Consider the following 23,299-nt stretch of genomic DNA (forward strand, 5'->3'; position numbering starts at 1 on the left):
TGAGAACCGGATGCTGACAACCAGGCGCTGACAACCAGGCGTACCGCCGAACGAGACCCGCAGAGCAGGACAAACCGCAGGTCTCTCCACCCGAGTCCCAGTCCGCTCAGAATGAGAGCGGCCTGGATCCCGGGATCACACTCCGGCAGCCTTCGCCCGTTCGACCCGCAAGCGGTCCACCGCAGGCAGGTCCAACGGGGCCAGTTCGTCTCCAGTAGCCCACTTGATCAGCAGGTCGGCCAACTGGGGGTTTCGCGGCAGCACGGGTCCGTGCAGGTAGGTGCACAGGATTCGCCCCTGCACCGCACCTTCCACCGACCCGTCGTTGCCCGTCCCCACCTTCACGTGCGCCAGCGGTCGGGCCGACGGGCCGAGGACCGTCCGGCCCTGGTGGTTCTCGAACCCGGTCAGCATTCCCTCGAACAACCCGTTCGCCGGCGTCGCCACGACCTCGCCGATCGCCCGGCTCCCGCCGGCGTGCGACGTCGAGTCGATCAGGCCCAGGCCGCCGTGCGTGACCTGGTCGGCCCGGGTGAACGACTCGCCGAAGATCTGGATGCCCGCGCACACGCCGAGCACCACGGCCCCGCGCTGGGCCGCCCGTTGCATCCCGGGGTGTTCCCGCAGGTGCCGGACCGCCAGCGTCTGGGCGGTGTCCTCGCCGCCGCCCACCACGTAGATGTCGCACGACGACGGCACCGACTCGCCGAACTTCACGGTGACGATCTCGGCGGGGATCCCGCGCCACGTCATCCGCTTCTCCAGCACCACCGCGTTGCCGAAGTCGCCATACGTGCCCAGCAGGTCGGGCAGCACCAACGCGATCGACACGGTCACTGGGCAGCCCTCGCGTTCAGGTCCCGGAAAGCGGTGTAGTTGGCGATGACCTCGACCGGCCCGGCCGGCATGGCGTCGATCGCCTGCAACGGGTCCGGCACGATGGTGTGCTCGACCTCGGCGTACGTCAGGCGCACCGCCAAGTCCGTCGCCCGCTCACCCGACGCGATGACCTGCCTGCCGCGCAACCGCTCGAACGGCACGTCCCACAGCCACGACAGGTCCCGCCCGTCGGCTTCCTGGGCGTTGATCACCAGCACCGCCGGGTGGTCGGCCTCGCGCACCACGGTCAGCGTCTCGCTCCAGCCGGCCGGGTTCTTCGACAGCAGCAGGCGCGCCCGGTGGCCGCTGCGCTGGATCGTCCGGTACCGCCCGGCCACGTTCGACACGCCGCGCAGCCGTTCCACGGCCTCCGTCACGGGCACGCCGAGCGCGAACGCCGCCGCGACCGCCATCACCGCGTTGGCCTGGTTGAACTTGCCCGGCAGGCGCAGCGCCAACGGCACCTTCGCGCCCTCGGGCGTGACCAGGAAGCCGTCGCCGGTGACCCAGTCGGGCCGCGGCCGGGCCAGGTCGCAGCCGGTGCACTGCCAGTGCTCGCCCTGCCAGCGGATCGGGTCGCCGCACCGCGGGCAGGACGCCGCGTCGTTGTGCCAGCCGGTGCCGGTCGCCACCCACACCACGCGGCCCGCGTCCCGCGCCGCCGACGTGACCATGATGTCGTCGCAGTTCGCCACGACCACGCCGGGCACGCCGGTCAGCGCCGTGCGCAGCGACTTCTCGATGGTCCGCACCTCGCCGACCCGGTCGAGCTGGTCGCGCGAGAGGTTCAGCAGCACGGCCACCGCCGGCGCGGACGCCCGGCAGACCTCGGGGAAGTACCCCTCGTCCACCTCCAGCACCGCGTACGGGGCGTCCGGCTGCTTCGACAGCGCCGTCACGTGCCCGTCGGGCATGTTCGCGCCGCCGTGGTTGGTCGCGATCTGCCCGAGGTAGGACATGGCGCGGCTGAGCATCATCGTGCTCGTGGTCTTGCCGTTGGTGCCCGTGATCAGGGCGACCGAACGGCCGGACGTCAGGTGCGCCAGCGCCTGCGGGTCGAGTCGGAGCGCCACGCGGCCACCGATCATGCCGCCCGCGCCCAGGCCCATCTTCTGCGACAGCTTCGAGCTCATGTTGCCCAGCCGCACGGCCGCCGCGGTGCGCAACGGCAAGCGGGCAGGGTCTGCACCAGGAGTGTTCGGCAAGCGACTTCCCGCGTCGGTAGAAGGGATGCCGCCGATGCTACCGGTACCCCGCCGTGCCCCATCCCGCCCGCCTCGCTCTGCCCTACCTCGCCTCGCTCTGCCCTACCCCGCTCTACCTCGCCCCGGGGTCTTGCTCCCCCTCGACCTCGAAGTGGTCCGGGCCCGGCCTCAGCCAGGTCGGTTCTTGTCGAGTTCTCGCAGGATCCGGATCAGGTCCACGGTGCTGAGCCGGCACAGTTGCGCCATGTACTCCAGGGCCGGCAGGTCGAGGTGCACCTCGGCGGCCTGTCCGGGCGTGAGCTGGTTCAGCCGGCCCTGCGCCCAGCGGCGCAGCGGGAGCAGTTGCGGTCGGGTGTCGGCCACGACCGCGGCCAGGTCGACCGACAGGTGCCCGGCGGGGGCGTCGCCGAACACGCGGTCGTGCACCCTGGCCAGCACTTGGTGCGCGGGCACGCCGAGCGCGACGCAGATCTCCACGAGTCTCACCACGGAGCACTGACGGGTGCCGAGTTCATAGGTGGCCAGCGTCTGTAGCGAGATTTCGCTTTGCAGCCGGCGGTTGAGCTCCTTGCGGGTCCATCCACGCTGCTTGCGAAGGCTACGGAGCTCATCACCGAGCACGCGTTGGTATGCCGCTGTGTCGATCTGCACCGTCGATCCTCCATGTTCGCGGGGGCCCGACAGACCCCACGGAGATGGAAAGCGCGACGAGGCGTCCGCTTACGCGAGTCGACCCAAACATAACCCGATCGGGCTAATCGAGAAGTACTCACAGTAGCTGTTCAGTACTCAAGAGCCCTGGTCACACCGCTTTCCAGGGGGCCGAGGAACGTCGGATCCCGCCGAACGACGAGGCTGTCCCACATCGCCTTGCCGCTCGCGAACGCCTCCCGGGCGTAGCCGTAGGCGGTCGTGGTCGTCCACTGCCACGTGTCGTGGCCCACCCCGAACGCCTCCAGACCCGCCTCCCGGCACAGCGCCACCGCGCGCGGCAGGTGGAACTCCTGGGTCACCACGGTGGCCCGCTCGACGCCGAAGATCCGCCGTGCCCGCGTGCACGAGTCCCACGTGTCCAGCCCGGCGTAGTCCGCGACGATCACCCGATCGGGCACGCCGTGGCCGACCAGGTACGCCCGCATCGCGCTCGGCTCGTCGTAGTCCTGGCGGCTGTTGTCGCCGCTGACCAGCAGGACCTTGACCTTCCCGCGTCGGTACAGGTCGGCCGCCACGTCGAGCCGGCCCGCCAGGAACGGCGTCGGCCGGCCGTCCCGCAGCCCCGCGCCGAGCACCAGCGCCACCGGCGCTTGCGGCACGTCCTCCGCGGTGTACCGGTGCGCCGCGGACGACGTCAGCACCCACACCCACGGCGTCGACCCGACCGCCGCCAGCAACACCGCCACCAACAACACCCGCCGCCACCTAATTCGGCGGACCCTCTCCACAAACCCCACTCGTCCCCCGCCCCGATTCAAGCCCCGATCCCAGCCCAGCCCCGTTCCCAGCTCCGATCCCGACCCAGCCCAGAGCCCAGCCGAGCCCCGACGCGACGTGAAGTCAGTTCACGCAGCGCACCCCGTCAGCGGTGATCGGCGGCTCGGTCGTGCCCGCCGGCTGCCGCCGTGCCCCGTCCAGGCCCACCAGCGGCGTGCCCAGCAGGTTCTGCGTGCCCGGACCGGAGTAGTCGCTGCCCACGATCACCCGCACCCGGCCGGCCGGGATGTTCACGTCCTCCTCGGTGGTCAGGCCGCCCAGCGCCTCCGCCACCGAGTTCGCCCCGGCCTCGCTGCCCTTGCCGAACCGCACCGCCGACGCCACCGCCGGGTCGCCGTTGGCCGCGCCGCCGTCCACGTACTTCTTCGCGACCAGCGCTTGGAGCACCCGCCCGGCCAGCCCCGGCGTGCCCGAGGCGTTGCGCACCTCGACCGTCACCGTCGCCGGGTCCACGGCGGTGCTGGTCGGCGCGGACGCGTTCGGGTCGCCGTTGAGCTTCTTGAAGAACTTCCGGACGTCGGACTCGTTGACCTCGATCGCCTGGCCGTCCTCGGGCGTGTCCAGCTCGGGGTTGCCGGTCGGGATCGTGTCGAACTGGATGTTGCCGCCGGACAGGTCCTTCATCTGGTTGGCGAACTTCAGCACGTCCCAGTTCTTGTCCAGCACGATCGACTTGGTCAGCGCGTCGATCAGCGCGCGCAGCTTGCCCGGGTCGGACAGCGTGCCGGCGGAGAGCATCTTCTTCGCCAGGCCCGCCATGAACACCTGCTGGCGGACGATCCGGTCCAGGTCGCCGCGCAGCAGCCCGTGCCGCTGGCGGACGAACGCGAGCGCCGCGCGGCCCTCGATGCTCTGCGGGCCGGCCGCGAAGTCGGCCCCGGAGAAGTCGTCCTGGGTGGCCTCGTTCAGGCACACGTCCACGCCGCCCACGGCCTTGGTGATGTCGTAGAACCCGACGAGGTTGATCTCCGCGTAGCGGTCGATGGTGACGCCGGTCAGGCCCTCGATCGTGGCGATGAGGTTCTTGGCGCCTTCCTTCTTCGACTCCTGCTCGACCTGCGCGGGGTCGGTGACGCCCTTCTTCTGGAGGTTCGCCACCGCGTCGTTCTTGGCGTACCCGTACGCCGAGTTGATCTTGTGCTTGCCGTAGCCGCCGGCGATCTTCACGTACGCGTCGCGCGGGAACGACACCGCGACGGCCTTGCCGGTGTCGTTCGGGATGTGCATCAGGATCAGCGTGTCGGTGTTCAGGCCGCCCGCCGTCTCGTCACCCGCCTGGAGCTCGTCCAGGACGTGCTGCGGCAGCGGGTTGCCCTTGGCGTCGGTGCGGCTGTCCATGCCGACCATCAGGATGTCGACCGACCCGTCCGCCGGGCGCTCGCCGCCGTCCTCGCCGATCACGTCCGTCGTGGCCAGGTTCTCCGTCAAAGAGTGGAAGTTCGACCACGCGTAACCCGTGCCCAACAGCACGGCCACCGAGAAGAACGCGACCACGCTCCGCCCGACCAGCGACCCGGACTTCTCCGGACGCCCACGCGTCGGCCCGCCCCGACCGTTCGTCGGCCTGCGCGGCGGTCCTCCGGGCCCGGTCCGGCCGCTCGGCGGTCCGGTCGGCGCGCTCCGGCTGCTCGGTGTGCTCCGCGCGCTCGGCGCGTTGCGGCTGCTCGACGCGTTGCGGCCGCTCGGTGTGCTCCGGCTGCTTGGCGCACGTTCGGAGCGCGCGGCCTCGGGGGTGCGACGCGGTGGCGTGCGGGCGGGGTCCTGCGGCGCGCGCCGTGCACCCTGCCGCGGTTCCTCCCCACGCGACTCAGAGCTGCGGGGCTCGGAGCGGCGAGGTTCCGCGCTGCGTGGCTCGGAGCTGCGTGGCTCGGAGCGGCGCGGTTCAGGCGGGCGGGATTCGGAGCGGCGGGCGCCGGACCACGGTTCGGGGTCGCGGTGCTCGACGCGTGGAGGTTCGGACCTGGGCGCGGATCTGGGCAGGTCAGGGCGTGGGCGGGGCGGCCCGGAACGGCCTCTCGGCTCGTCCCGACGAGGGGGAACTGGTCGCCTGCCGAACCCGTCGGGTTCGCCTGGCCTCGGCGGCCGGTTGTCCACTCGTGCTCCTCCCTGTGTTCCGGGGTGTGCCCTGGTGGACGTCCCGGCTTGCTCTGGGGTTGCCCAAAGCCTGACACAGCTACCTCTCGTGACGAGGTGATACCGGGTCTTGACGAACGGTGACCAGCGAAGTAGCCCGATTGTGAACCGGGTGACGCCCCGTTCGTAGACTCTCCCCCCGTGCTCACCATGCAGGACGCGCTGCTCGCGCTGACCAGGTACTGGACCGAACGGGGCTGCATCGTCGTGCAGCCGTACAACACCGAGGTCGGTGCCGGCACGCTGAACCCGGCCACCGTGCTGAGGGTGCTCGGCCCCGAACCGTGGCGGGTCGCCTACGTGGAGCCGAGCGTCCGCCCCGACGACGCCCGGTACGGCGAGAACCCCAACCGGTTGCAGACGCACACGCAGTTCCAGGTGATCCTCAAGCCCGACCCGGGCGACCCGCAGGAGCTCTACCTGGGCAGCCTCGAAGCGCTGGGCATCGACGTGCGCGCGCACGACGTGCGGTTCGTCGAGGACAACTGGGCCTCGCCGGCGCTCGGCGCGTGGGGTCTGGGCTGGGAGGTGTGGCTGGACGGGCTGGAGATCACCCAGTTCACCTACTTCCAGCAGGCCGGCGGCATGTCGCTGGACCCGGTGTCGGTGGAGATCACCTACGGCATCGAACGCATCATGATGGCGTTGCAGGGCGTGGACCACTTCAAGGACATCGCCTACGCGCCCGGCATCTCCTACGGCGAGGCGTTCGGCCAGGCCGAGTACGAGATGTCCCGCTACTACCTCGACGACGCCGACGTCGAGGCCAACAAGCGGCTGTTCGAGGAGTACGCCGGCGAGGCCCGGCGGATGCTGGACGAGCGCCTGCCGGTGCCCGCGCACAACCTGGTGCTGAAGTGCTCGCACACGTTCAACGTGCTCGACGCCCGCGGTGCGATCAGCACCACCGAGCGCGCCCGCGCGTTCGCCCGGATGCGGGGGCTGGCGCGCGAGGTCGCGGCGCTGTGGGCCGCGCGACGCGAGGAGTTGGGCCACCCGCTCGGCATCGTCCCGCCGCTGGCTCCCGCCGTCGCGGGGTCTTCCGCCGTCGCCGGGTCTTCCGCCGGGTTCGAGGCTGGCGCTGGGTCCAAGGCGGGGACCGGGTCCGAGGCAGGGGATGAAGCGGCCGCGCCGGCGACGTTGCTGTTCGAGATCGGGACGGAAGAACTGCCGCCGGCCGAGGTGACCCGGACCGTCGAAGCGGTGCGGACCGCCGTGACCGAGAAGCTCGCCGGCACCCGCCTGGAGCACGGGGCCGTCGAGGCGTACGGGACGCCGCGACGGATCGTCGTGCTGGTGGCCGACGTCGCGCCGCGGGAGCCGGATGCCGAGAAGACCATGCGCGGACCGCGCGTGTCCGCGGCGTTCGACGCTTCGGGCGAGCCGACGAAGGCTGCTGCCGGGTTCGCCCGCGGCCAGGGCGTCGACGTGTCGGAGCTGGGACGCGTGGTCGAGAACGGCGTCGAGCACGTCGCCGTGGTGAAGACCGTCGTCGGCGGTGGCGCGGTCGAGGTGCTCGGCCCGCTGCTCGCCTCTGTGGTGGCGGAGCTGCGGGCTGAGAAGAACATGCGGTGGAACGACCCGAAGCTGTCGTTCACCCGACCGATCCGCTGGCTGCTCGCGCTGCTGGGGACCGTGCCCGTGCCGGTCGCGGTGTCGTCGCTGGCCGCCGGGACCACCACGCGGGTGCACCGCACCGCCGAGTCGCCCACGGTTCCGGTGTCCAAATCGGACGGTTACCCGGAGTTCCTTGCCGCGCACGGGATCGTGCTCTCGGCCGACGTCCGGCGGTCCGAGATCGTGGCCGGGGCGGACCGGTTGGTCGCCGGGGTCGGCGTCGTCGACTTCGACGGCGTCCTGGACGAGGTGACGAACCTGGTCGAGCGGCCCACGCCGATCCTCGGGGCGTTCGACGCCAAGTACCTGGACCTGCCGCCGCAGATCCTGACCACTGTGATGCGCAAGCACCAGCGGTACCTGCCGGTGCGCGACGCCGACGGGGCGTTGCTGCCGCACTTCGTCGCCGTGGCGAACGGCGATGTGGACGTCGACGTCGTGCGCGCGGGCAACGAAGCCGTGCTGCGGGCCCGGTACGAGGACGCGGCGTTCTTCTGGCGGGCCGACCTGCGGACGCCGCTGGCGGACATGAAGGCCGGGCTGGAGAAGCTGACGTTCGCCGACAAGCTGGGGTCCATGGCGGACCGGGCGCGGCGGATCGCGTCGCTGGCGCAGCGGCTCGCGGCGGAGGTCGGCGGCCAAGACCCGACGTTGGAGCGGGCCGGCGAACTCGCCAAGTTCGACCTCGGGTCGCAGATGGTGGTCGAGCTGTCCAGCCTGGCCGGCGTGATGGCGCGGGAGTACGCGGTGCGCGCGGGCGAGACGCCCGAGGTCGCGCAGGCGCTGTACGAGATGGAGCTGCCGCGCTCGGCGGGTGACGCGCTGCCGGCGTCGAAGGCCGGGGCGTTGCTGTCGCTGGCCGACCGGTTCGACCTGCTGGCGGGCCTGTTCGGGATCGGCGCCAACCCGACCGGCAGCTCGGACCCGTTCGGGCTGCGACGGGCCGCACTCGGCGCGGTGAGCGTGCTCCGGGCGTTCCCGGAGTTGCGCGAGATCACCTTGTCGCGCGCTTTGGCGTTGGCTGCGGAGGGCGTTGCCGGCGGTGGTGTTGGCGGCGGTGGCGTTTCAGGGGAAGGTGTTTCTGCGGTGGAGGTTTCCGCTGCGGCGCTGGAGACGGCGAGGGAGTTCGCGGTTCGGCGGTACGAGCAGCAGTTGTTGGACGCGGGCCACGACCACCGGTTCGTCCAGGCCGTCCTGCCGTTGGCGGACGCACCGGCGTCGGCGGACCAGGCGTTGGCGGAGCTGACGGAACTGGTCGGGTCGGACGGCTTCGCCGAGCTGGTGGCCGCGTTGCAGCGGGTTCGCCGGATCGTGCCGGCGACGGTGGAGGCCGGCTATGACGTCTCGGTGTTGGTGGAGCCGGCGGAGTTGGCCCTGCACAAGGCTGTGAGCGAGGTACCGGCCGGCGTCACCGGCGTGGCGGCGTTCGTGGCCGGAGTCGGCGGATTGAGCGGCGCGGTCAACACGTTCTTCGACGACGTGTTGGTGATGGCCGACGACCCGGCGGTAAAAGCCGCCCGACTGGGCCTGCTGGCCACGATCCGGGATTTGGCCGCACCTGTGCTGGACTGGGAAGCGCTGGGAACCGCACTGAGCTGACATCGAGGGGGTCACCGTGCGGGTGGCCCCCTTCAGCGCAGCGCTGAGCTGAGGAAGGTCTCAGCTCTTGTGCGCCGGAATGTCGGTAGGCGCTGGGATAATGGTGTCGGGGGCCGGAGGCCGCGCCGGAGCGCGGTGAGAGAGCGCGGCGGTGCGGTGCGGCGGCGCGCGGTGAGGGCGCGGTGAGGGCGCGGTGAGGGCGCGGGGACGCATGGCAAGGCGTGGCAAGGCGTGCTGAGAGGCGTGCTGGCGCGCGGTGAAGACGTGGCGGCGTGCGGTGGGGGCGGCGGCGGGTTGAGGGCAAAGCGAAAAGCGTCCTCGCCGGACGGGCGAGCCGCCAAGGATGACGGCGGTGGTGCGGTGGGCGTCGTGTCATCCCCGTATGGCCCGGTCGGAGACAACCACCCTTGACCAGGGACTGCAAGCGAAAAGCGTGCTTGCAGTCCCTGGTCAAGCGCGGTTCGCTGGCGCGCGGGCCATACGGGGATGACACGACGCGGTAGGTGGGTTGTGCGCTGCGCGCACGGGTGGTGTGTGTTTGGTTGATGCCCCGCCGGTTGGGCGGGGCGTGTTGTGGTTAGAGGAAGTTGCCGCCTCGGGTGACTGCTCCGTAGGCGTCCACGATGCCGTGGCCGTAGAAGCCGTTGAACTTCGTGTCGCCCGTGCACGTCGCCGTGAACTCGGCCGAGCGGCCGACGTTCTCGTACGACACCGTGCGGGGGACCGGGCAGGCGCGTGGGGTGGCGGTCTTGATCAGGACCTTCTCCACCTTGTCCGGCGGGAGGGTCAGGGTGCCGGGGTGCGCCTTGTCCTTCTTGCCGTACTGGCTGACGACCAGGGCCGCGACGCCCGCCGCGTGCGGGGCCGCCATGGACGTGCCCTGGAGGAACTCGTAGTAGCCGCAGGTCGTGCCCTGGCAGTACTTCACCACTCCGGCGGCTTCGCCCTTCGGGGTGATGTTGCCCGCTTCGTCGATGTTCCCGTCGGCCAGTGCGACGTTGCGCGGGTACGTCGAGCGGATCAGGTTCTCGTTCGCCCGGTACCAGGGGGTGCCGAAGCCGTCGCGGAAGTAGCCGCCGGGGGCCGCGAGGTCGGTCTGCTCGGTGCCGTAGTTCGAGTAGTCGGCCTTCAGGCTCGACGGGCCGAGCGCGGAGATCGAGATGACGTGGTCGCCCTCGGTCGGGAGGTGGATGCACGTCTTGTTGTCGATCTTGCGGTCGTACGCCGAACCCGCCGGGTAGTTGGGGCTGGCGGCGTCGTTGCGCGGGTTGCCGAGGTCCTCGTGGTTGTTGCCGCCGGCCGCGATGAGCGTCACGCCCTTGCGGTGGGCGTAGTTGAGGGCCCGCTGGACCGCGGTGATGGTGGCGCGCTGCTCGATCTTCGCCTGGGGGCTGTCGGCGGGGTTGTCGATGCAGTTCATGTACCACGGGTCGATGTAGAACGACATGTTGATCACGTCGAGGCCGACGTCCGCGCCGTAGGTGATGGCGTCCAGGACCGGCTGGAGGAAGAAGAAGCCCGAGTCCTGCGCGCCGCGGATGTTCACCAGCGAGACGTTCGGGGCCACGCCGGAGACGCCGAAGCCGTTCGCCGCCGCGCCGATGGTGCCCGCGACGTGCGTGCCGTGGCCGTTGTCGTCGTGGTCCGCGGGGTCGACGCAGCCGCGGAACTCGCACGGGCCGTCGACCACGGCGCCGGTCTCGTCGGTGGGGATGTCGATGGTGAAGTTCCGGGAGAGCTCGCGGTTGAAGTTCGGCGCGATGTCCGGGTGGGTGCCGTCGACGCCGGTGTCCAGGATGCCGACGTGGACCCGCTTGTCACCGGACTGCCGGCTGCGGGCGAGGTCGGAGCGGACCATCTTCAGGCCCCAGAGGCTGTCGTCCAGGGGGTCCAGGCCGGCCGCGGGGGAGGTGGGTGCCTTGCGGGTCGTGGTCGTGGTCGCGCCGACGTGCTCGCGCTCGACGACCTTCCACTCGCGGTTGCCGGGGCCGGTGCCGGCCTTGGGTGCTTCGCCGATCGGCCGCACCGCGGCCGCGCCGAGCACCGCGTCGGAGGCGGAGACGCGCTGCACGAAGCCGGCGGCGGGAGCCTTCACGGTGAGGGTGCCCACAGCGGTGTTCTCACCGGTGATCCGGCCACCCGCGGCCGTGATGGCGGCTCGGGCCGCGGCCGCGTTCGCGCCCTCTTCGACGACGACGGTGAAGTCGGCGCTCTCGCCTTGCCCGGCGGCGGGCTGGGCGCCGCTCGCCAAGAGGGCCGCGGTGGTCGCCACCACCAGCGCCGACGGAACGATTCTGCGTGTTCTCACGCTGTCTCCTCACACCCGGTCAGGGTTGGGTCGGGCGACACCCTGGCACAGAAAACCTCACATCGTTAGACGCCTTTCGTCGTCAGTCGGGAACGTAGCCGAATGTGCGCGCAGCGTGACTTGTCGGCCCTTTGGTAACGGGGCTGCCAGCAGGTTCGATGTTCCCTAAAGGTCAACAAGCCCATTGGTGCGGACCATTCGGCGCTCCGTCGTTGCTACGTCTTGACGAAGCCGTGGTCCGGGGGATGAAATCCGCACAATCCGAATTTCGGCGGTCAGCGGGCGGGCGGCCCGTGCTAGGGGTTGGCGAATGCGAAGACTACGCGGAGCGGCGTCCTGCGCTGTGCTCGTCATGCTCGTGGCTTCGTGCGGGAGCAAGGCTGATCCGCTCGCACCCCCGCCGACCGAGACCTCCGGCGCACGCCCGGTGGTCGGCGTGATCCTGCCGGACCGCGAGTCGTCCTCGCGCTGGGAGGAGCAGGACCGGCCGCTGCTGACCGCGTCGCTCAACTTCGCGGGCATCGAGCCGATGATCGAGAACGCCGAGGGCGACGAGGCGAAGTTCGCGAGCATCGCCGACGCGATGATCCAGCGCGGCGTGAAGGTGCTGATGACCACGCCGCTGAGCACCGAGGGCGGCGCGACCGTCGAGCGCAAGGCCAAGGCGGCGGGCATCCCGGTGATCAACTACGACCGGATCACCCTCGGCGGGATGGCCGACTACTACGTTTCCTTCGACAACCTGAACGTCGGCGAACTCCAGGCCGACGGCCTGTTGCAGTGCCTGGGCAACCGGCCGGGCGCGCAGATCATCGAGATCCAGGGCGCGCCGACGGACAACAACGCCACCCTGTTCGCGGACGGCCAGCGCCGCAAGCTCGGCCCCAAGTACGAGTCCGGCGCGCTGAAGCTGGTCAAGAGCCAGCCCATCGACAAGTGGGACCCGGTGGCCGGCAAGGGCGTGTTCGAGCAGATCCTCAACGGCAACGCGGGCCGGGTGGACGGCGTGATCGCCGCCAACGACGCCCTGGCCGGCGCGGTGATCGAGGTGCTCAAGACCAAGGGGCTGGCCGGCCGGGTGCCGGTGACCGGGCAGGACGCGACGGTGGACGGCCTGCGCGCGGTCCTGCTCGGCGACCAGTGCATGACGATCTACAAGCCGATCCGGGACGAGGCGGAGGCGGCGGCGCGGTTGGCGATCGCGGTGGCCCGCGGCGACATCAGCGGCGCGGACGACCTGGCCACCGGCAACACCCGTGACCTGGTCTCGCGCCGGGACGTGAAGTCGGTGCTGCTCGGCGCGGACCTGATCACCCGGGACAAGGTGCGGGGTCTGGTCGCGCAGAGCGTTGTGAAGTCGGCGGACCTGTGTGCGGGGGAAGTCGCGGCGGAGTGCGAGGACCTCGGGATCCTCGTCAACTAGCGTCGGCCAGGGGTGGCGGCGGTATGGGGCGGTTGCTGGGAGCCGGGGCCTGGTAGTACGTCGATGTCGTCGGCGCTCATGGGGGTGCCGCAGCCTGAGCACGTCAAGGTGACGTGGGTGATCTCGCCGCACGTGTGATGGCGGTAGAGCACGGGCGGGCCCGCGTCGCCGGCCAGCCACTTGTCGCCCCAGCTGACCATGACCATCAGGACGCCGACCAGTTCGCGGCCGCGTTCGGTCAGTGCGTACTCGTGGCGGTTGGCGGCGTACTCGCGGCGTTCCAGCACCTCGGACTCGACCAGCCACCGCAGGCGTTCGGCCAGCACCTTGCGCGAGATGCCGAGCTGCTGCTGGATCTGGTCGAACCGGTTGATGCCCACGTACACGTTCCGCAGGATCAGCGGCGACCACGGTTCGCCGATCACGTCCATCGTGCGTGCGATCGAGCACGCCATCCCGCCGAAGTCCGTCCGCTGCACGGGGAGAAGTCTACGCGACTGGGTTCCCTGAGGGAACCGATGCTGTTATGGTTCCCTCAGGGAACTTGAAGCCGCAAGCGGAGGTGCGTGGACGTGAACCGCCCGAACGTGGTGTCGGTGGAGGAGTGGCAGGCCGCCTTGGACGACCTGCTCGTCAAGGAGAAGGCGCAGACCCGGGCCTTGGAGGCGCTGGCCGCCGAGCGCCGTCGGCTGCCGATGGTCCGGCTGTCGACCGACCACCGGTTCGTCGCGCCGGACGGGGCCGAGGTGGGGCTGCTGGACGTGTTCGACGGCCTGCACCAGCTCGTCGTCTACCACCACATGCTGGAGCCGGGTCAGGACTGGCTGTGCGAGGGCTGCACGTCGTTCACCGACAACATCGCGGACCAGGTCCACCTGAACCACCGTGACACCCGGCTGGTGCTGATGTCGCGCGCGTCGCGCAAGGAGATCGACGCGGTGCAGGCGCGGCTCGGGTACACCGTGCCGTGGTACTCCGCCGACCCCTCGTTCTACGAGGAGATCCGGCTGTCCGGCGGGTTCCGGATGAGCGTGTTCCTGCGCGACGGCGACGAGGTCTTCCACACCTACTACACGTCCGCGCGCGGCGTCGACCGGCTGCGACTCGACTTCAACCTGCTGGACCTGACGCCGTTCGGGAGGCAGGAGGAGTGGGAGGACTCGCCGGAGGGCCGGCCGCAGACGCCCACCATGCAGTGGCTGCGCATCCGCGACGAGTACGAGAGCTGAGCAAGTCGTGGCGGGGGAGCGCGTTGTGGGTGTGGGGTCGGCGGTGGGCGTGCGGGACGAGTTCTTCGGGCGGCCGTGGGTGGGGGTGTTGGGGGTGGCGTCGGATGACGGGCGTCCGCCTCTGACGGTGCCCGTGTTCTACGCATACGTGGACGGGCTCGTGACGTTCTTCACCGGCACACAGGGGCGTAAGGCGCGCAAGACGCGGCTCATCGCGCGTGCCAAGCAGGTGAGTCTGTGCGTGCAGCAGACCGAAGGGGCGTTGCGCACCGTGACGGCGGAGTGCGCGGTGGTCCGCACGGACCGTGCTCCGTCGGTGGACCAGGTCGTGGCGATCGCGGGGCGGTACATGCCGGCGACTGACGCCCGTGCGTTCGCGGCCGCTGAGCTTGACGCGCCTACGGGAACGTTTGTGCTATTCACCGCTCGTCCGGAGCGGTGGTTGGAGATGGGTCTGTAGGGGCTAGTCGTCGTCGTGCCTGCCGGAGATGAACTCCTGGAAGCGGATCTTGGCGCGGATCAGGGGCTGCCTGATCTTCGCCTCACGGCGGTAGGCGCGGCGGAGCTTGCGGGAGCCTTCGGTGTAGCGCCAGCGGGCCCACGGTGAGCCCGGCCGGGCCAGGCGCAGGGCGCCGATCTCGGGCAGGACGGGCACCAGCAGGCCCAGCAGGCCCGTCCACACCTTGCCCTTGAGCAGGGCCACTATCGCGAAGGCCAGGTTGATCATGATCACCACCAGGCGCAGGCCGACGCCCTCGTCGTACAGCTCGTCGTAGCCCAGCGGGCGCGCGCCGAGCAGGAGCAGGCCGGTCAGGCCGATGGCCAGGAACACCGCGTCGACGGACAGCCGGCCGTCCTTGGACCAGTAGACGTCGCGCAGGTGCAGTATCAGCGCGAACTCGTCGAGCACCAGGGCCGCACCGATGCCGAGCAACGCCGCTGCGGACACCCGCAGCCCGTGTTCGTCGTCCGGGGCGGCCAACCCGAGCACTCCGCCGAGCAGCATGAAGACCGTGCCGAACACCACGTGGTGGATGTGCGTGCCGCCCGGCTTGATGTTGCCCGGCCACCAGCGCACCTTCGCGCGGATGAGCCGCACGCTGATCCTGATCAGGACGAAGGTGAGGACCAGGCCGAGTAGGAAGAACAGCAGCCGGGACTGGGGCAGGTGGAGCGTCGACACCACTCCATCTTCACGCGAGGAGGCTGCTCCGCGCCGGCTATTGGCCACCCGTAGCAGCTCTGGAGCCAACGGTCCACAGCGGGTTCCCGTAGAGGGGCTCCGGGCCGTTTCTTGCGGTCTGTCCGGTGCGCGCTCCAGCCGTCCGACCGTGCGTTCGGTGGATGCGGGCTTGACCTCGGGCAACGTCTGGACCTGCGAGGGGAGTTCCGATCAGCGGTTTTCGCGGAGTTCGGAGCGGGGGTGCGCGTCGTCGCTGGTCGCGGCGGGTATGACTATAGGTTACCGGTTTGTAGCGCTAGGTAGTGGTGCGACTCGCCGCGTTCTACCGCTCGACTGCCGGCCGCCTGTCATGGTTGACTGTCTTCGGTCGTACCTTTCTGTGTTCGTGTTCCACCACGCTCGCGGAACGGAGTTGCGGGCGCCGAACTTTCCTCCAGGAAGGACCGTCGCCCTAGCTGACCCGGTGGTCGCAAGCGCGATCCGGCACCTGTTAGAGGAGAAGTAGCAAGATGGCAGTTCAGGGCACCGTCAAGTGGTTCAACGCGGAGAAGGGCTTCGGCTTCATCTCCCCGGACAACGGTGGCGCCGACGTGTTCGTGCACTACTCGGAGATCCAGAGCAACGGCTACCGCACCCTGGAAGAGAACCAGCGGGTGGAGTTCGAAATCGGCCAGGGCCAGAAGGGCCCGCAGGCACAGGCGGTCCGACCGCTCTGACCTAACATCCGAGTTCGCTAGTTCACTCGGAGATCCGAGCCGCCACTCCCGGTGACGGGTGTGGCGGCTCGTTTTCTTGTTCACGGGCGGGCGCGTGCGGGTCGCCGCAGAGCCGCTGGCCGACCAGCCTGGCCCCGTCGAACACGAAGGACGCTGTCGACCGCCGATCCGTGCCGTCGAACGCCAGCTCCACGATCACCGCGGCGTCGGCGTGGTGCAACTCCACCACGCGACAGCACCGGTCCGGCCACGCGGCGTGGACCCGCGCGTAGTACCCGGCCAGGGCCGCCGGCCCCTCGAACACCTCGCCGGTCGCCACGACCTCGCAGCGCGGGTGGTCGAACGCCGCCACGGCCGCCGCGAACTCGTGCTCGTTCTCCGACTCCAGGAGCTCCAGCACGATCGCCTCGCGCAGCGCCCGCAGTGACTTGGACGCGGTCATGCGTCCCCCTCCCTCGCCCGGTGCCCGACCAAACACCGGCCCGGCCCACCAGTCAAGACGGCACCCGGTGGACGGGTGCCGCCGTGACCGGTCGTCGGGTCAGGGGTTCATCTCGTACCTGCCGGACAGCGCGGCGACCTGCGCCCACACGCGGTCGAACCGGCCGCGGTCCACCACCGGCTTGCGGACCTGGCCCAACGCCCACTCCTGCTGCGCCTCGGTGGACGACGCCTTGCCGTGCAGCGCCACCGCGTAGCCGGCGAAGTCGCGGACCAGCACGTCGAAGACCTGGTCCAGGACGTCCCCGTCGAGCCCGGTCAGCGCGGCCTGCTCCAGGATCAGCTGGCCGTAGACCACCAGGGTGAACAGGTGGCCGACGGCGAGCAGGAAGTCCAGGTCCCCCTGCTGCTCCTGGTCGGGGCCGGCGGTGCTGAGAAGGGTGCGCATCGCCTGCGCCTGCTCGTGGAAACGGGCCACGTTGGGGACGTGCGCGTGGTCGCGGTAAGGCCCCTCCCAGTCGTGGAAGGTGATCTTGCCGAGCCCGCGCGCCGGGCCCTGCCGCCAGCAGAAGTCGTCGTCGGCCGCGTCGTGGCGGGTCGGGACCTCGGGGTACTCGGTGGGGGAGAACAGGTAGGCGGGCATGAACTTGAGCACCAGGGCCAGGTTGACGTGCACCGTGCCCTCCAGCTTGGGCAGCGCGCCGATGTCCCGGCCGGCCATCGCGAAGTAGGTGTCCTTCTCGAACCCCTTGGCCGCGATCACGTCCCACAGCAGGTCGATCACCCGCTCACCCTCGCTGGTGACCTTCATCTTGGTGACGGGGTTGAACAGCAGGTAGCGGCGGTCGTCCGGGGACGCGGTGCGGAAGTAGTCCACGGCCCGGTCGGAGAACAGCTTCATGGCGACCAGCCGGGCGTAGGCGTCCACGAAGTTCTGCCGGACGTGCGGGAAGTCGGTCACCCGCTTGCCGTACAGGACCCGGTTGTGGGCGTGCGTGATCGCCTCGTACATGGCGTGCTCGCTGATGCCGACGGATGCTGTGCACAGGTTGAACTTGCCGACGTTCACGGTGTTCAGCGCGGCGCTGAACGCGTCCTGGCCGGTGTGCAGGATGTCGTCGGCGGTCAGCGGGTAGTCCTCCAGCCGGAACTCGCTGACGAACATCTGCGAGTCGACGACGTTCTTGACCAGCCGGAAGTTCGGGTGCCGACTGTCGACGGCGAAGAAGACGTAGCCGTCCGGCCCGTCGACGTCGGCCCGCCTGCCGAACACGGACACCATGCCGGCGACGTTGCCGTTGCCGATGTAGTACTTGCCGCCGGACGCGCTGAACCCCGTCGCGGTGGGGGTGAGGAGCATGTCGGTCGAGTAGACGTCCGCCCCGTGCTCCTTCTCCGACAGCCCGAACGCGAACACTGCCCCACCGTCGAGCAGCTCGGCGGCCCGCTTGCGGGCGACAGCGTTGTCGCTCATCCAGATCGGACCCAGGCCCAGGACGGTGACCTGCCACGCGTACCAATACTGGAGGCCGTAGAAGCCGAGGATCTCGCTGAGCGCGGCGTTGCGCGCGGCGTCCCAGCGCTTGTCGGGCGCGCCGTCGGCCTCCGCGCGCGGGGTGCAGAAGGTGGCGAACAGCTTCTCGCGGGCGACGAAGTCGAGGAACTCGGCGTACCAGACCCGGGACTGGTCGTCCGCGATGAGCCGCCGCTTGCCGCGCTCCTCGAACCAGTCGACGGTGGCCCGCAGCAGCCGCCTGCTCTCGGGGTCCAAGTCGAGGTGCGCGGCCTCGAAGTCGTGCGGATCGAACAACACCGGCGTTCTCCCTTCGTCCCGCCCGCACGCTACCAGCCGGTAACTTATTCGGCCCGGGACCGGACACGCGCGGTGCGTCCCGGGATTTCGGCAGGTGGGCGTGAGGGAGTAGCAGAGGGATGGGGGCGCTACGGGTGGGGCAGCCGGGCAGCAGGTGTTCGTGGGTCAGGTGGCGAAGCGGCGGTAGAGCGGGCGGAGGTCGTCGGTGAGCGAGCGGCCGTTGACGGTCAGCGGGGGGAGTTCGTCCAGGATCGCGTCCGGGCGACGGGTCGGGAGTTCGTCCGGCTCGGGCACGGCAGGGGCCTTCGGGCGCAGCCAGAACGCGGCCAGGTCGTCCTCCGGGTCGGGCGGGGTGTCGTCCGGGCGGTCCTCGGGCGGTGGCATCGGGTCGCGCAGTTCGCGCAGGCGGTCGAGGAGGTCCTCGCGGGACCTGCCGCGCCACGCCAGGATCTCGAACGGGTCGGTGTCGAACGACTCGGCCAGCAGATAGCAGGTCGCGGCGAGGTGCTTGCACGGCACCTCCCAGTCCGGGCACGTGCAGTCCATCGACAGCTCGCGCGGCGACTGCGGGAACAGCGTCAGCCCGAGCCCGGCGAACACGTCCTCGATCTCCGGCGGCATCTCGCCCGCCAGCAGCTTCGCCGCGAACACCGCCCGGTCGGCCAGCACGTGCTCGATCCGCCGCCAGTCCTCGTCGGAGAACTTCCGCACCCCGATCCGTGCCCGGTACGGCTCCGGCCGCGACCCCATCACCAGCGCCACGACCAGGCTGGTCGACAGCGACAGGCTCATCACCTGCCCGGTCCGCGCGTAGGCCCGCCCGCGGTCCAGCCGGCCGCCCATGCCGAACGACTCCAGCACCTCGACGAACCGCCGCGACCACCACGTCCGGGCGACGTCGCCGCGCTTGCTGCGCAACGTCAGCCCGCCCTCGACCCGGATCGGCCGCGCCGCCGGGTGCCGGCCCGCCGGCGGACGTTCGCCGTGCCAGTCGCTCACGACCCGCCTCCTCGTGGCCCGCTCGCCCGGTCCCGGCCGGCCGGTTCGCCGTCCTGCTCGATCCGGTCGTCGCCGACGGCGTTGCCGGACAGGGCGAACAGGTCCCGCAGCTCCCCGGTCGACATCCCGGTCAGCCAGTCCTCGCCCGCGCCGACCACGAGCTGCGCGAGCCCGCGCTTCTCCTCGATCATCCGGTCGATCCGCTCCTCCACCGTGCCGACGCAGACGAACTTGCGCACCTGCACGTGGTTGCGCTGCCCGATCCGGAACGCCCGGTCGGTCGCCTGGTCCTCGACCGCCGGGTTCCACCAGCGGTCCAGGTGGATGACGTGGTTCGCGGCGGTCAGGTTCAGCCCGGTGCCGCCGGCCTTCAGCGACAGCACGAAGATCGACGGCCCGCCCTCGGACTGGAAGCGGCGCACCATCTCGTCCCGCGCGCCCTTCGACGTGCCGCCGTGCAGGAACAGGACCTCCGTGTCGAACCGCGCGGCCAGGTGCGGCACGACCAGCGCGCCGAACTCGGTGAACTGGGTGAAGCACAGCGCCTTGTCCCCGTCGGCCAGCGCTTCCTCCAGGATCTCCTCCAGCCGCGCGATCTTGCCCGACCGGCCCGCGACCCGCGAGCCGTCGCCGAGCAGCTGGGCCGGGTGGTTGCACACCTGCTTGAGCCGGGACATCGTCGCCAGCACCAGGCCCTTGCGCTTGATGCCCTCGGACTCGGCGATCCGCGCGAACATGTCGTCCAGCACCGCCTGGTAGAGCGTCGCCTGCTCGGCGGTGAGCGTGCAGAGCTGCTTGACCTCGATCTTGTCCGGCAGGTCGGTGATGATCAGGGGATCGGTCTTGAGCCTGCGCAGCACGAACGGCCGGGTGATCCGGCGCAGTCGGACGGCCGCGTCCTCGTCGCGGTGGCGTTCGACGGGCACGGCGAACCGCGCGCGGAACGTGTTCACCGTCCCGAGCACGCCGGGATTGGCGAAGTCCATGATCGACCAGAGTTCGGCCAGCCTGTTCTCCACCGGCGTCCCGGTCAACGCGACCCGGTGCCGCGCGGGCAGCGCCCGCACCGCGCGCGACTGCCGCGTGGCGCTGTTCTTGATGTTCTGGGCCTCGTCCAGCACCACCCGGTCCCACTCGATCGCGGCCAGCGCCTCGACGTCCCGCGCGACCACGGCGTAGGTGGTGACCACCAGGTCGTGCCCGACCCCGAGCCCGGCCGCGGACCGCTCGCCGCCGTGGTGCACGCGGACCCGCAGCCCCGGCGTGAACCGCGCCGCCTCCCGCTGCCAGTTGCCCACCACGGACATCGGGCAGACCAGCAACGTCGGCGGCCGGGCGCCGTGCTGCCGGTTGTGCGCCTCCAACGCCAAGAGCTGGACGGTCTTGCCCAGGCCCATGTCGTCGGCCAGGCACGCGCCCAACCCGAGCCGGTCCAGGAACGCCAGCCAGGCCAGCCCGCGCAACTGGTACGGCCGCAGCGTCGCGGTCAACCCGGCCGGCGGCTCGACGGGCTCCAGCCGGTGCTCCACCTCGCCGGACAGCAGGTCGCCCAGCCACCCGTCGCCCCGCACCGCGTTGAGCGGCAGCGGCAGGTCCGCGTCCTCCGGCCCGAGACCGGAGTGCAGCAGCACCTGGGCGGCCGACATCTGCCCGCCGCCGCGAGCCAGGAACGCCAACCCCTCCGCCAGCCGCTTCCGGTCGACGTGCACCCACTGGCCGCGCAGCCGCACCAGCGGTGCCTTGGCCCTGGCCAGCGACGTCAGCTCGGCCTCGGTCAACCGCTCGTCGCCCAGCGCCAGGTCCCAGCGGTAGTCCACCAGGACCTTGAGCCCCAGCTCGCTCTCCTTCGCGACCGTGCCCGCGACGCCCCGACCGGCGGCGGTCAAGGTCAACCCGAGCCGGCGCGGCTGCCGCCACCACGAGGGGAGCAGCACACCCAAACCCGCCTGGGTCAGCAGGGACGCGTGGGTCAGGAACTCGTGCGCCCCGTCGACGTCGAGGTCCATCCCGACCGGGCGGCGGTCGGCGAGCGCGTGCTCCAGCGCCGGGTAGAGCCGGGCGGCCCGCCCGAGATCGCCGAGCAGCACCTCCTGCGGCCGGTCCACCCACCGCCGCAACACCGCGTCCTCGCGCCGCCACACCCGGGAGGCGGGCACCAGGGCACTGGGCTCGTCGACGGCCTGGAGCAGGAACTCCAGCCGCCACCCGTCGTCCCCCGGGCCACCCTGGTCGGGCGAGGACAGCCGGAAGCAGACGCGGACCTGGCTGCCCCGGGCCTCGTCCTGCGCCCACCCGGCGACCTTCGCCCGCAGCAGGTCGACGTCGGTCGGGTCGGCCTCGAACTCGGCCCGCCCGGCCAACGCGGCCAGCCACCGGCCCGTGGTGCCCCGGTCGGTCCGGTCGCGGATCGCTGTCGTGTCGTGTCCGTTCGCCTCCTGGTCTGGTGTGTTGTTCCGGGTCGAGGTCGAGGTCGAGGTGGGTGGGGTGAGCCGGCGGCGGATCTCGCCGTCCACGAGGAAGTCGACGGTCGCGCGGAGTGCGTCGCCGACGCCTTCGGCCGCGCCGAACGCCGGGGGCATCCCCGCACGCAGGCCGGCGTGGCGCACCGAGTCCACGCCGGACAGCGACGCCCGCCACCGCCCCACCGCGTACCGGCCTTCGCGAGGAGCGGTCGGTCGCGCCGGGTCGGCGACCACCGGCAGCACGCGCCCCCTGGAGACCAGGTCCCGGGCGAACTCCACGACCTCGTCCAGGAACTTCGCGGACGCGCCCATCCGGCAGTCCGGCAGCCCGGACGGCAGCTCACCGTCCAGCCACACCACCGGCACCAGCCAACTCCGCCACCGCGGCACACCCCGCCGCGAGGGCGGCTTGGCCAGCGGATCGCGCACCAGCTCGGGCGAGTCGACCGGACCCGAGGCGTACGACGGCAGCCGTACCGCGACAGTGCCCGAAACGCCCCCGACCAGGTCCGCCAGCGTCGTGCCGTCGACCGCGAACGGGTGACCCACGGCCGTTTTCGGCAGCCGCCCTTCGACGCGTGCGGGCAGCAGCGAATCCTCCGCCCACAGCGCCGGACGACCGTCGGCCGCGCAGAGGCCGTGCAGCACCAACACCGGCACGACTCTAGGTGGTGCTGGTGTGGGCCGCCCCGGCGACCGTCGGACCTTCTCCCTCGGCCCGAGCGCGACCGTCAGTCCTTGTCGGGACTGGACGATTGGCTCGGCCCAGTGGAGGCGGGTCGACCTGTCGTCGTGCGGGTCTCCGTCACCGCCGTTGCTGCGTTGTGTGTCGGTGGTGTGGCGGCCGGGTGGGCGGTGGCTGGTGTGGCGTGCGCCCACCCGGCCGGTGGGCCTCGGTGTTCAGGAGGGGTCAGTGGTCCAGGCGGACCTTGGCGCGGCCGGCCAGGGCCGTCACGCCGACACCTGCCAGACCCACCTGGAGGGCGAGCTCGATCCAGTCGACGCCGTCCGTGTCGGCGACACCGAGCGCCGTGGCGGTGAACGTGCCGACCAGGGCCGCCCCGATGCCGACCAGGATCGTCAGCAGCAGCGAGATCTTCTGCTTGCCCGGCACGACCAGTCGTCCCAGGCCGCCGATGATCACGCCGATGAACAGGGCCGAGATGATGCCGGTGATTTCCACGTGAGGTCCCCTCCGCCGAACTACGTCTGCACCACGAGCATCACCCGCCGACCACCCCCGTCGAATCGGGTGTGGCCCTGACCTCGCCCTGATCCCGACCCTGAACTCCCAGCAGGTGCGCCGCCTCCGGACTCAGGGGCCGGCCCGCTATGTCCGGGTCGCAGCCCACCCTGGCGAGGCGGGAGCGGATGGACGCGGGGGAGCGTTCCTGCTGCTTGGCGATGGCGCGGATCAGGTCGGCGGCGGGTGCGCCCGGCGAGGCGGCCAGCCAGGTGTCGCGGAGGTCTTCGTCCAGCTCGTCGGTCCAGGGTTGGTTGGCGTTCGCCGGGCGGTGGCGGCCCCCTCTCGGCGGCGGCGCGCCGAGTTTGCCCAGGGCGTCGAGGACCTGGCCGAGGAGCTTGCCCACGGAACTGCCCGCGCCGGCGGGCAGGCGGAGGTTGCCCTCGGCCACCAGCAGGCCGGAGGTGTCCGTGCCGGACACCTCCACGAACAGATCGGGATCGGCGAACGCCCGCAGGCGGTAGGTCGTCGGGCCGATCCGGGTTTCGGTTTCATACGTGGTTGTCGTCATGCGGATGACGTTAGACCAGGGGTACGACAATTTCCGTTGGCGCTGGT

General features: G+C 70.9%; 19 protein-coding genes. 5 read left to right on the forward strand and 14 right to left on the reverse strand.

Translation table 11 applies throughout. The annotated features are described in order from the left end of the window. Positions 1 to 135: 135 nt before the first annotated feature. The 5 genes from BN6_RS05920 to BN6_RS05940 form a co-directional block, all read right to left on the reverse strand. The gene (locus BN6_RS05920; protein WP_015098642.1) at positions 136 to 837 is read right to left on the reverse strand and encodes a type 1 glutamine amidotransferase; all 702 of its coding nucleotides are present in this window, start codon (positions 835 to 837) and stop codon (positions 136 to 138) included. Then, entirely contained in the window at positions 834 to 2,051 is a 1,218-nt protein-coding gene (locus tag BN6_RS05925; RefSeq protein WP_231905007.1) for a Mur ligase family protein, read from the reverse strand. The genes BN6_RS05920 and BN6_RS05925 overlap by 4 nt, the downstream gene beginning before the upstream one ends. A gap of 201 nt (positions 2,052 to 2,252) precedes the next feature. Next, positions 2,253 to 2,735, reverse strand: a complete 483-nt coding sequence (locus BN6_RS05930; RefSeq protein WP_015098644.1) for a helix-turn-helix domain-containing protein — start codon at positions 2,733 to 2,735, stop codon at positions 2,253 to 2,255. 131 nt (positions 2,736 to 2,866) lie between these two features. Further along, positions 2,867 to 3,493 carry a SanA/YdcF family protein gene (locus tag BN6_RS05935; protein ID WP_231905008.1) on the reverse strand — a complete coding sequence of 209 codons (627 nt, stop codon included), beginning with the start codon at positions 3,491 to 3,493 and terminating at the stop codon, positions 2,867 to 2,869. 145 nt (positions 3,494 to 3,638) lie between these two features. Next, entirely contained in the window at positions 3,639 to 5,069 is a 1,431-nt protein-coding gene (locus BN6_RS05940) for an LCP family protein (RefSeq protein ID WP_041312079.1), read from the reverse strand. Positions 5,070 to 5,858: 789 nt separating this feature from the next. On the opposite strand from BN6_RS05940, the gene BN6_RS05945 reads away from it, so the two are divergent. Beyond that, positions 5,859 to 8,924 carry a glycine--tRNA ligase gene (locus tag BN6_RS05945; RefSeq protein ID WP_015098647.1) on the forward strand — a complete coding sequence of 1,022 codons (3,066 nt, stop codon included), beginning with the start codon at positions 5,859 to 5,861 and terminating at the stop codon, positions 8,922 to 8,924. Between the two features lie 577 nt (positions 8,925 to 9,501). On the opposite strand, the gene BN6_RS05950 is transcribed toward BN6_RS05945, so the two are convergent. Then, positions 9,502 to 11,232, reverse strand: coding sequence for a S8 family serine peptidase (locus tag BN6_RS05950; RefSeq protein ID WP_015098649.1), 1,731 nt, complete (start codon positions 11,230 to 11,232; stop codon positions 9,502 to 9,504). Between the two features lie 310 nt (positions 11,233 to 11,542). Between BN6_RS05950 and BN6_RS05955 the strand changes: the two genes are divergently transcribed. Then, positions 11,543 to 12,655 (forward strand): sugar ABC transporter substrate-binding protein, encoded by a 1,113-nt coding sequence (locus BN6_RS05955; protein WP_015098650.1) that lies wholly within the window; start codon positions 11,543 to 11,545, stop codon positions 12,653 to 12,655. Here the strand turns inward: BN6_RS05955 and BN6_RS05960 are convergent. Next, a complete protein-coding gene (locus BN6_RS05960) occupies positions 12,652 to 13,134 on the reverse strand; it encodes a winged helix-turn-helix transcriptional regulator (RefSeq protein WP_041312081.1) in 483 nt (160 codons plus the stop codon). The two genes, BN6_RS05955 and BN6_RS05960, sit on opposite strands and share 4 nt — an antisense overlap. A gap of 93 nt (positions 13,135 to 13,227) precedes the next feature. Between BN6_RS05960 and BN6_RS05965 the strand changes: the two genes are divergently transcribed. Beyond that, a complete protein-coding gene (locus BN6_RS05965; RefSeq protein ID WP_015098652.1) occupies positions 13,228 to 13,884 on the forward strand; it encodes a DUF899 domain-containing protein in 657 nt (218 codons plus the stop codon). A 43-nt stretch (positions 13,885 to 13,927) separates the two neighbouring features. Beyond that, positions 13,928 to 14,344, forward strand: coding sequence for a pyridoxamine 5'-phosphate oxidase family protein (locus tag BN6_RS05970; RefSeq protein ID WP_148302749.1), 417 nt, complete (start codon positions 13,928 to 13,930; stop codon positions 14,342 to 14,344). Positions 14,345 to 14,347: 3 nt separating this feature from the next. On the opposite strand, the gene BN6_RS05975 is transcribed toward BN6_RS05970, so the two are convergent. Continuing rightward, complete coding sequence (locus BN6_RS05975) at positions 14,348 to 15,067, reverse strand: hypothetical protein (RefSeq protein ID WP_231905025.1); 720 nt, start codon at positions 15,065 to 15,067, stop codon at positions 14,348 to 14,350. 509 nt (positions 15,068 to 15,576) lie between these two features. Between BN6_RS05975 and cspE the strand changes: the two genes are divergently transcribed. Next, complete coding sequence (gene cspE, locus BN6_RS05980; RefSeq protein WP_015098655.1) at positions 15,577 to 15,783, forward strand: transcription antiterminator/RNA stability regulator CspE; 207 nt, start codon at positions 15,577 to 15,579, stop codon at positions 15,781 to 15,783. Positions 15,784 to 15,805: 22 nt separating this feature from the next. Here the strand turns inward: cspE and BN6_RS41610 are convergent, their stop codons facing one another. From BN6_RS41610 to BN6_RS41615, 6 genes are all read right to left on the reverse strand, one after another. Continuing rightward, positions 15,806 to 16,225: a nuclear transport factor 2 family protein gene (locus BN6_RS41610; RefSeq protein ID WP_015098656.1), complete on the reverse strand. Its 420-nt coding sequence runs from the start codon at positions 16,223 to 16,225 to the stop codon at positions 15,806 to 15,808. A gap of 99 nt (positions 16,226 to 16,324) precedes the next feature. Continuing rightward, positions 16,325 to 18,037 (reverse strand): acyl-CoA dehydrogenase, encoded by a 1,713-nt coding sequence (locus tag BN6_RS05990; protein WP_015098657.1) that lies wholly within the window; start codon positions 18,035 to 18,037, stop codon positions 16,325 to 16,327. A gap of 165 nt (positions 18,038 to 18,202) precedes the next feature. Then, positions 18,203 to 19,036 carry an SWIM zinc finger family protein gene (locus BN6_RS05995; protein ID WP_015098658.1) on the reverse strand — a complete coding sequence of 278 codons (834 nt, stop codon included), beginning with the start codon at positions 19,034 to 19,036 and terminating at the stop codon, positions 18,203 to 18,205. Beyond that, on the reverse strand, positions 19,033 to 22,152 hold the full coding sequence (locus BN6_RS06000) for a DEAD/DEAH box helicase (protein ID WP_148302751.1): 3,120 nt from the start codon (positions 22,150 to 22,152) through the stop codon (positions 19,033 to 19,035). Before BN6_RS06000 ends, BN6_RS05995 begins: the two co-directional genes overlap by 4 nt. A gap of 256 nt (positions 22,153 to 22,408) precedes the next feature. Further along, the gene (locus BN6_RS06005; protein ID WP_015098660.1) at positions 22,409 to 22,681 is read right to left on the reverse strand and encodes a GlsB/YeaQ/YmgE family stress response membrane protein; all 273 of its coding nucleotides are present in this window, start codon (positions 22,679 to 22,681) and stop codon (positions 22,409 to 22,411) included. Positions 22,682 to 22,721: 40 nt separating this feature from the next. Continuing rightward, positions 22,722 to 23,252 (reverse strand): hypothetical protein, encoded by a 531-nt coding sequence (locus BN6_RS41615; RefSeq protein ID WP_015098661.1) that lies wholly within the window; start codon positions 23,250 to 23,252, stop codon positions 22,722 to 22,724. Positions 23,253 to 23,299 lie beyond the last annotated feature (47 nt).

It is taken from the genome of Saccharothrix espanaensis DSM 44229 (genome assembly GCF_000328705.1).
GTDB lineage: Bacteria > Actinomycetota > Actinomycetes > Mycobacteriales > Pseudonocardiaceae > Actinosynnema > Actinosynnema espanaense.

Coding starts and splice junctions, on each gene's coding strand:
- BN6_RS05945 (WP_015098647.1), top strand. CDS start 5,859: ATGCAGGACGCGCTGCTCGCGCTGACCAGGTACTGGACCGAACGGGGC.
- BN6_RS41610 (WP_015098656.1), bottom strand. CDS start 16,225: ATGACCGCGTCCAAGTCACTGCGGGCGCTGCGCGAGGCGATCGTGCTG.
- BN6_RS05955 (WP_015098650.1), top strand. CDS start 11,543: ATGCGAAGACTACGCGGAGCGGCGTCCTGCGCTGTGCTCGTCATGCTC.
- BN6_RS41615 (WP_015098661.1), bottom strand. CDS start 23,252: ATGACGACAACCACGTATGAAACCGAAACCCGGATCGGCCCGACGACC.
- cspE (WP_015098655.1), top strand. CDS start 15,577: ATGGCAGTTCAGGGCACCGTCAAGTGGTTCAACGCGGAGAAGGGCTTC.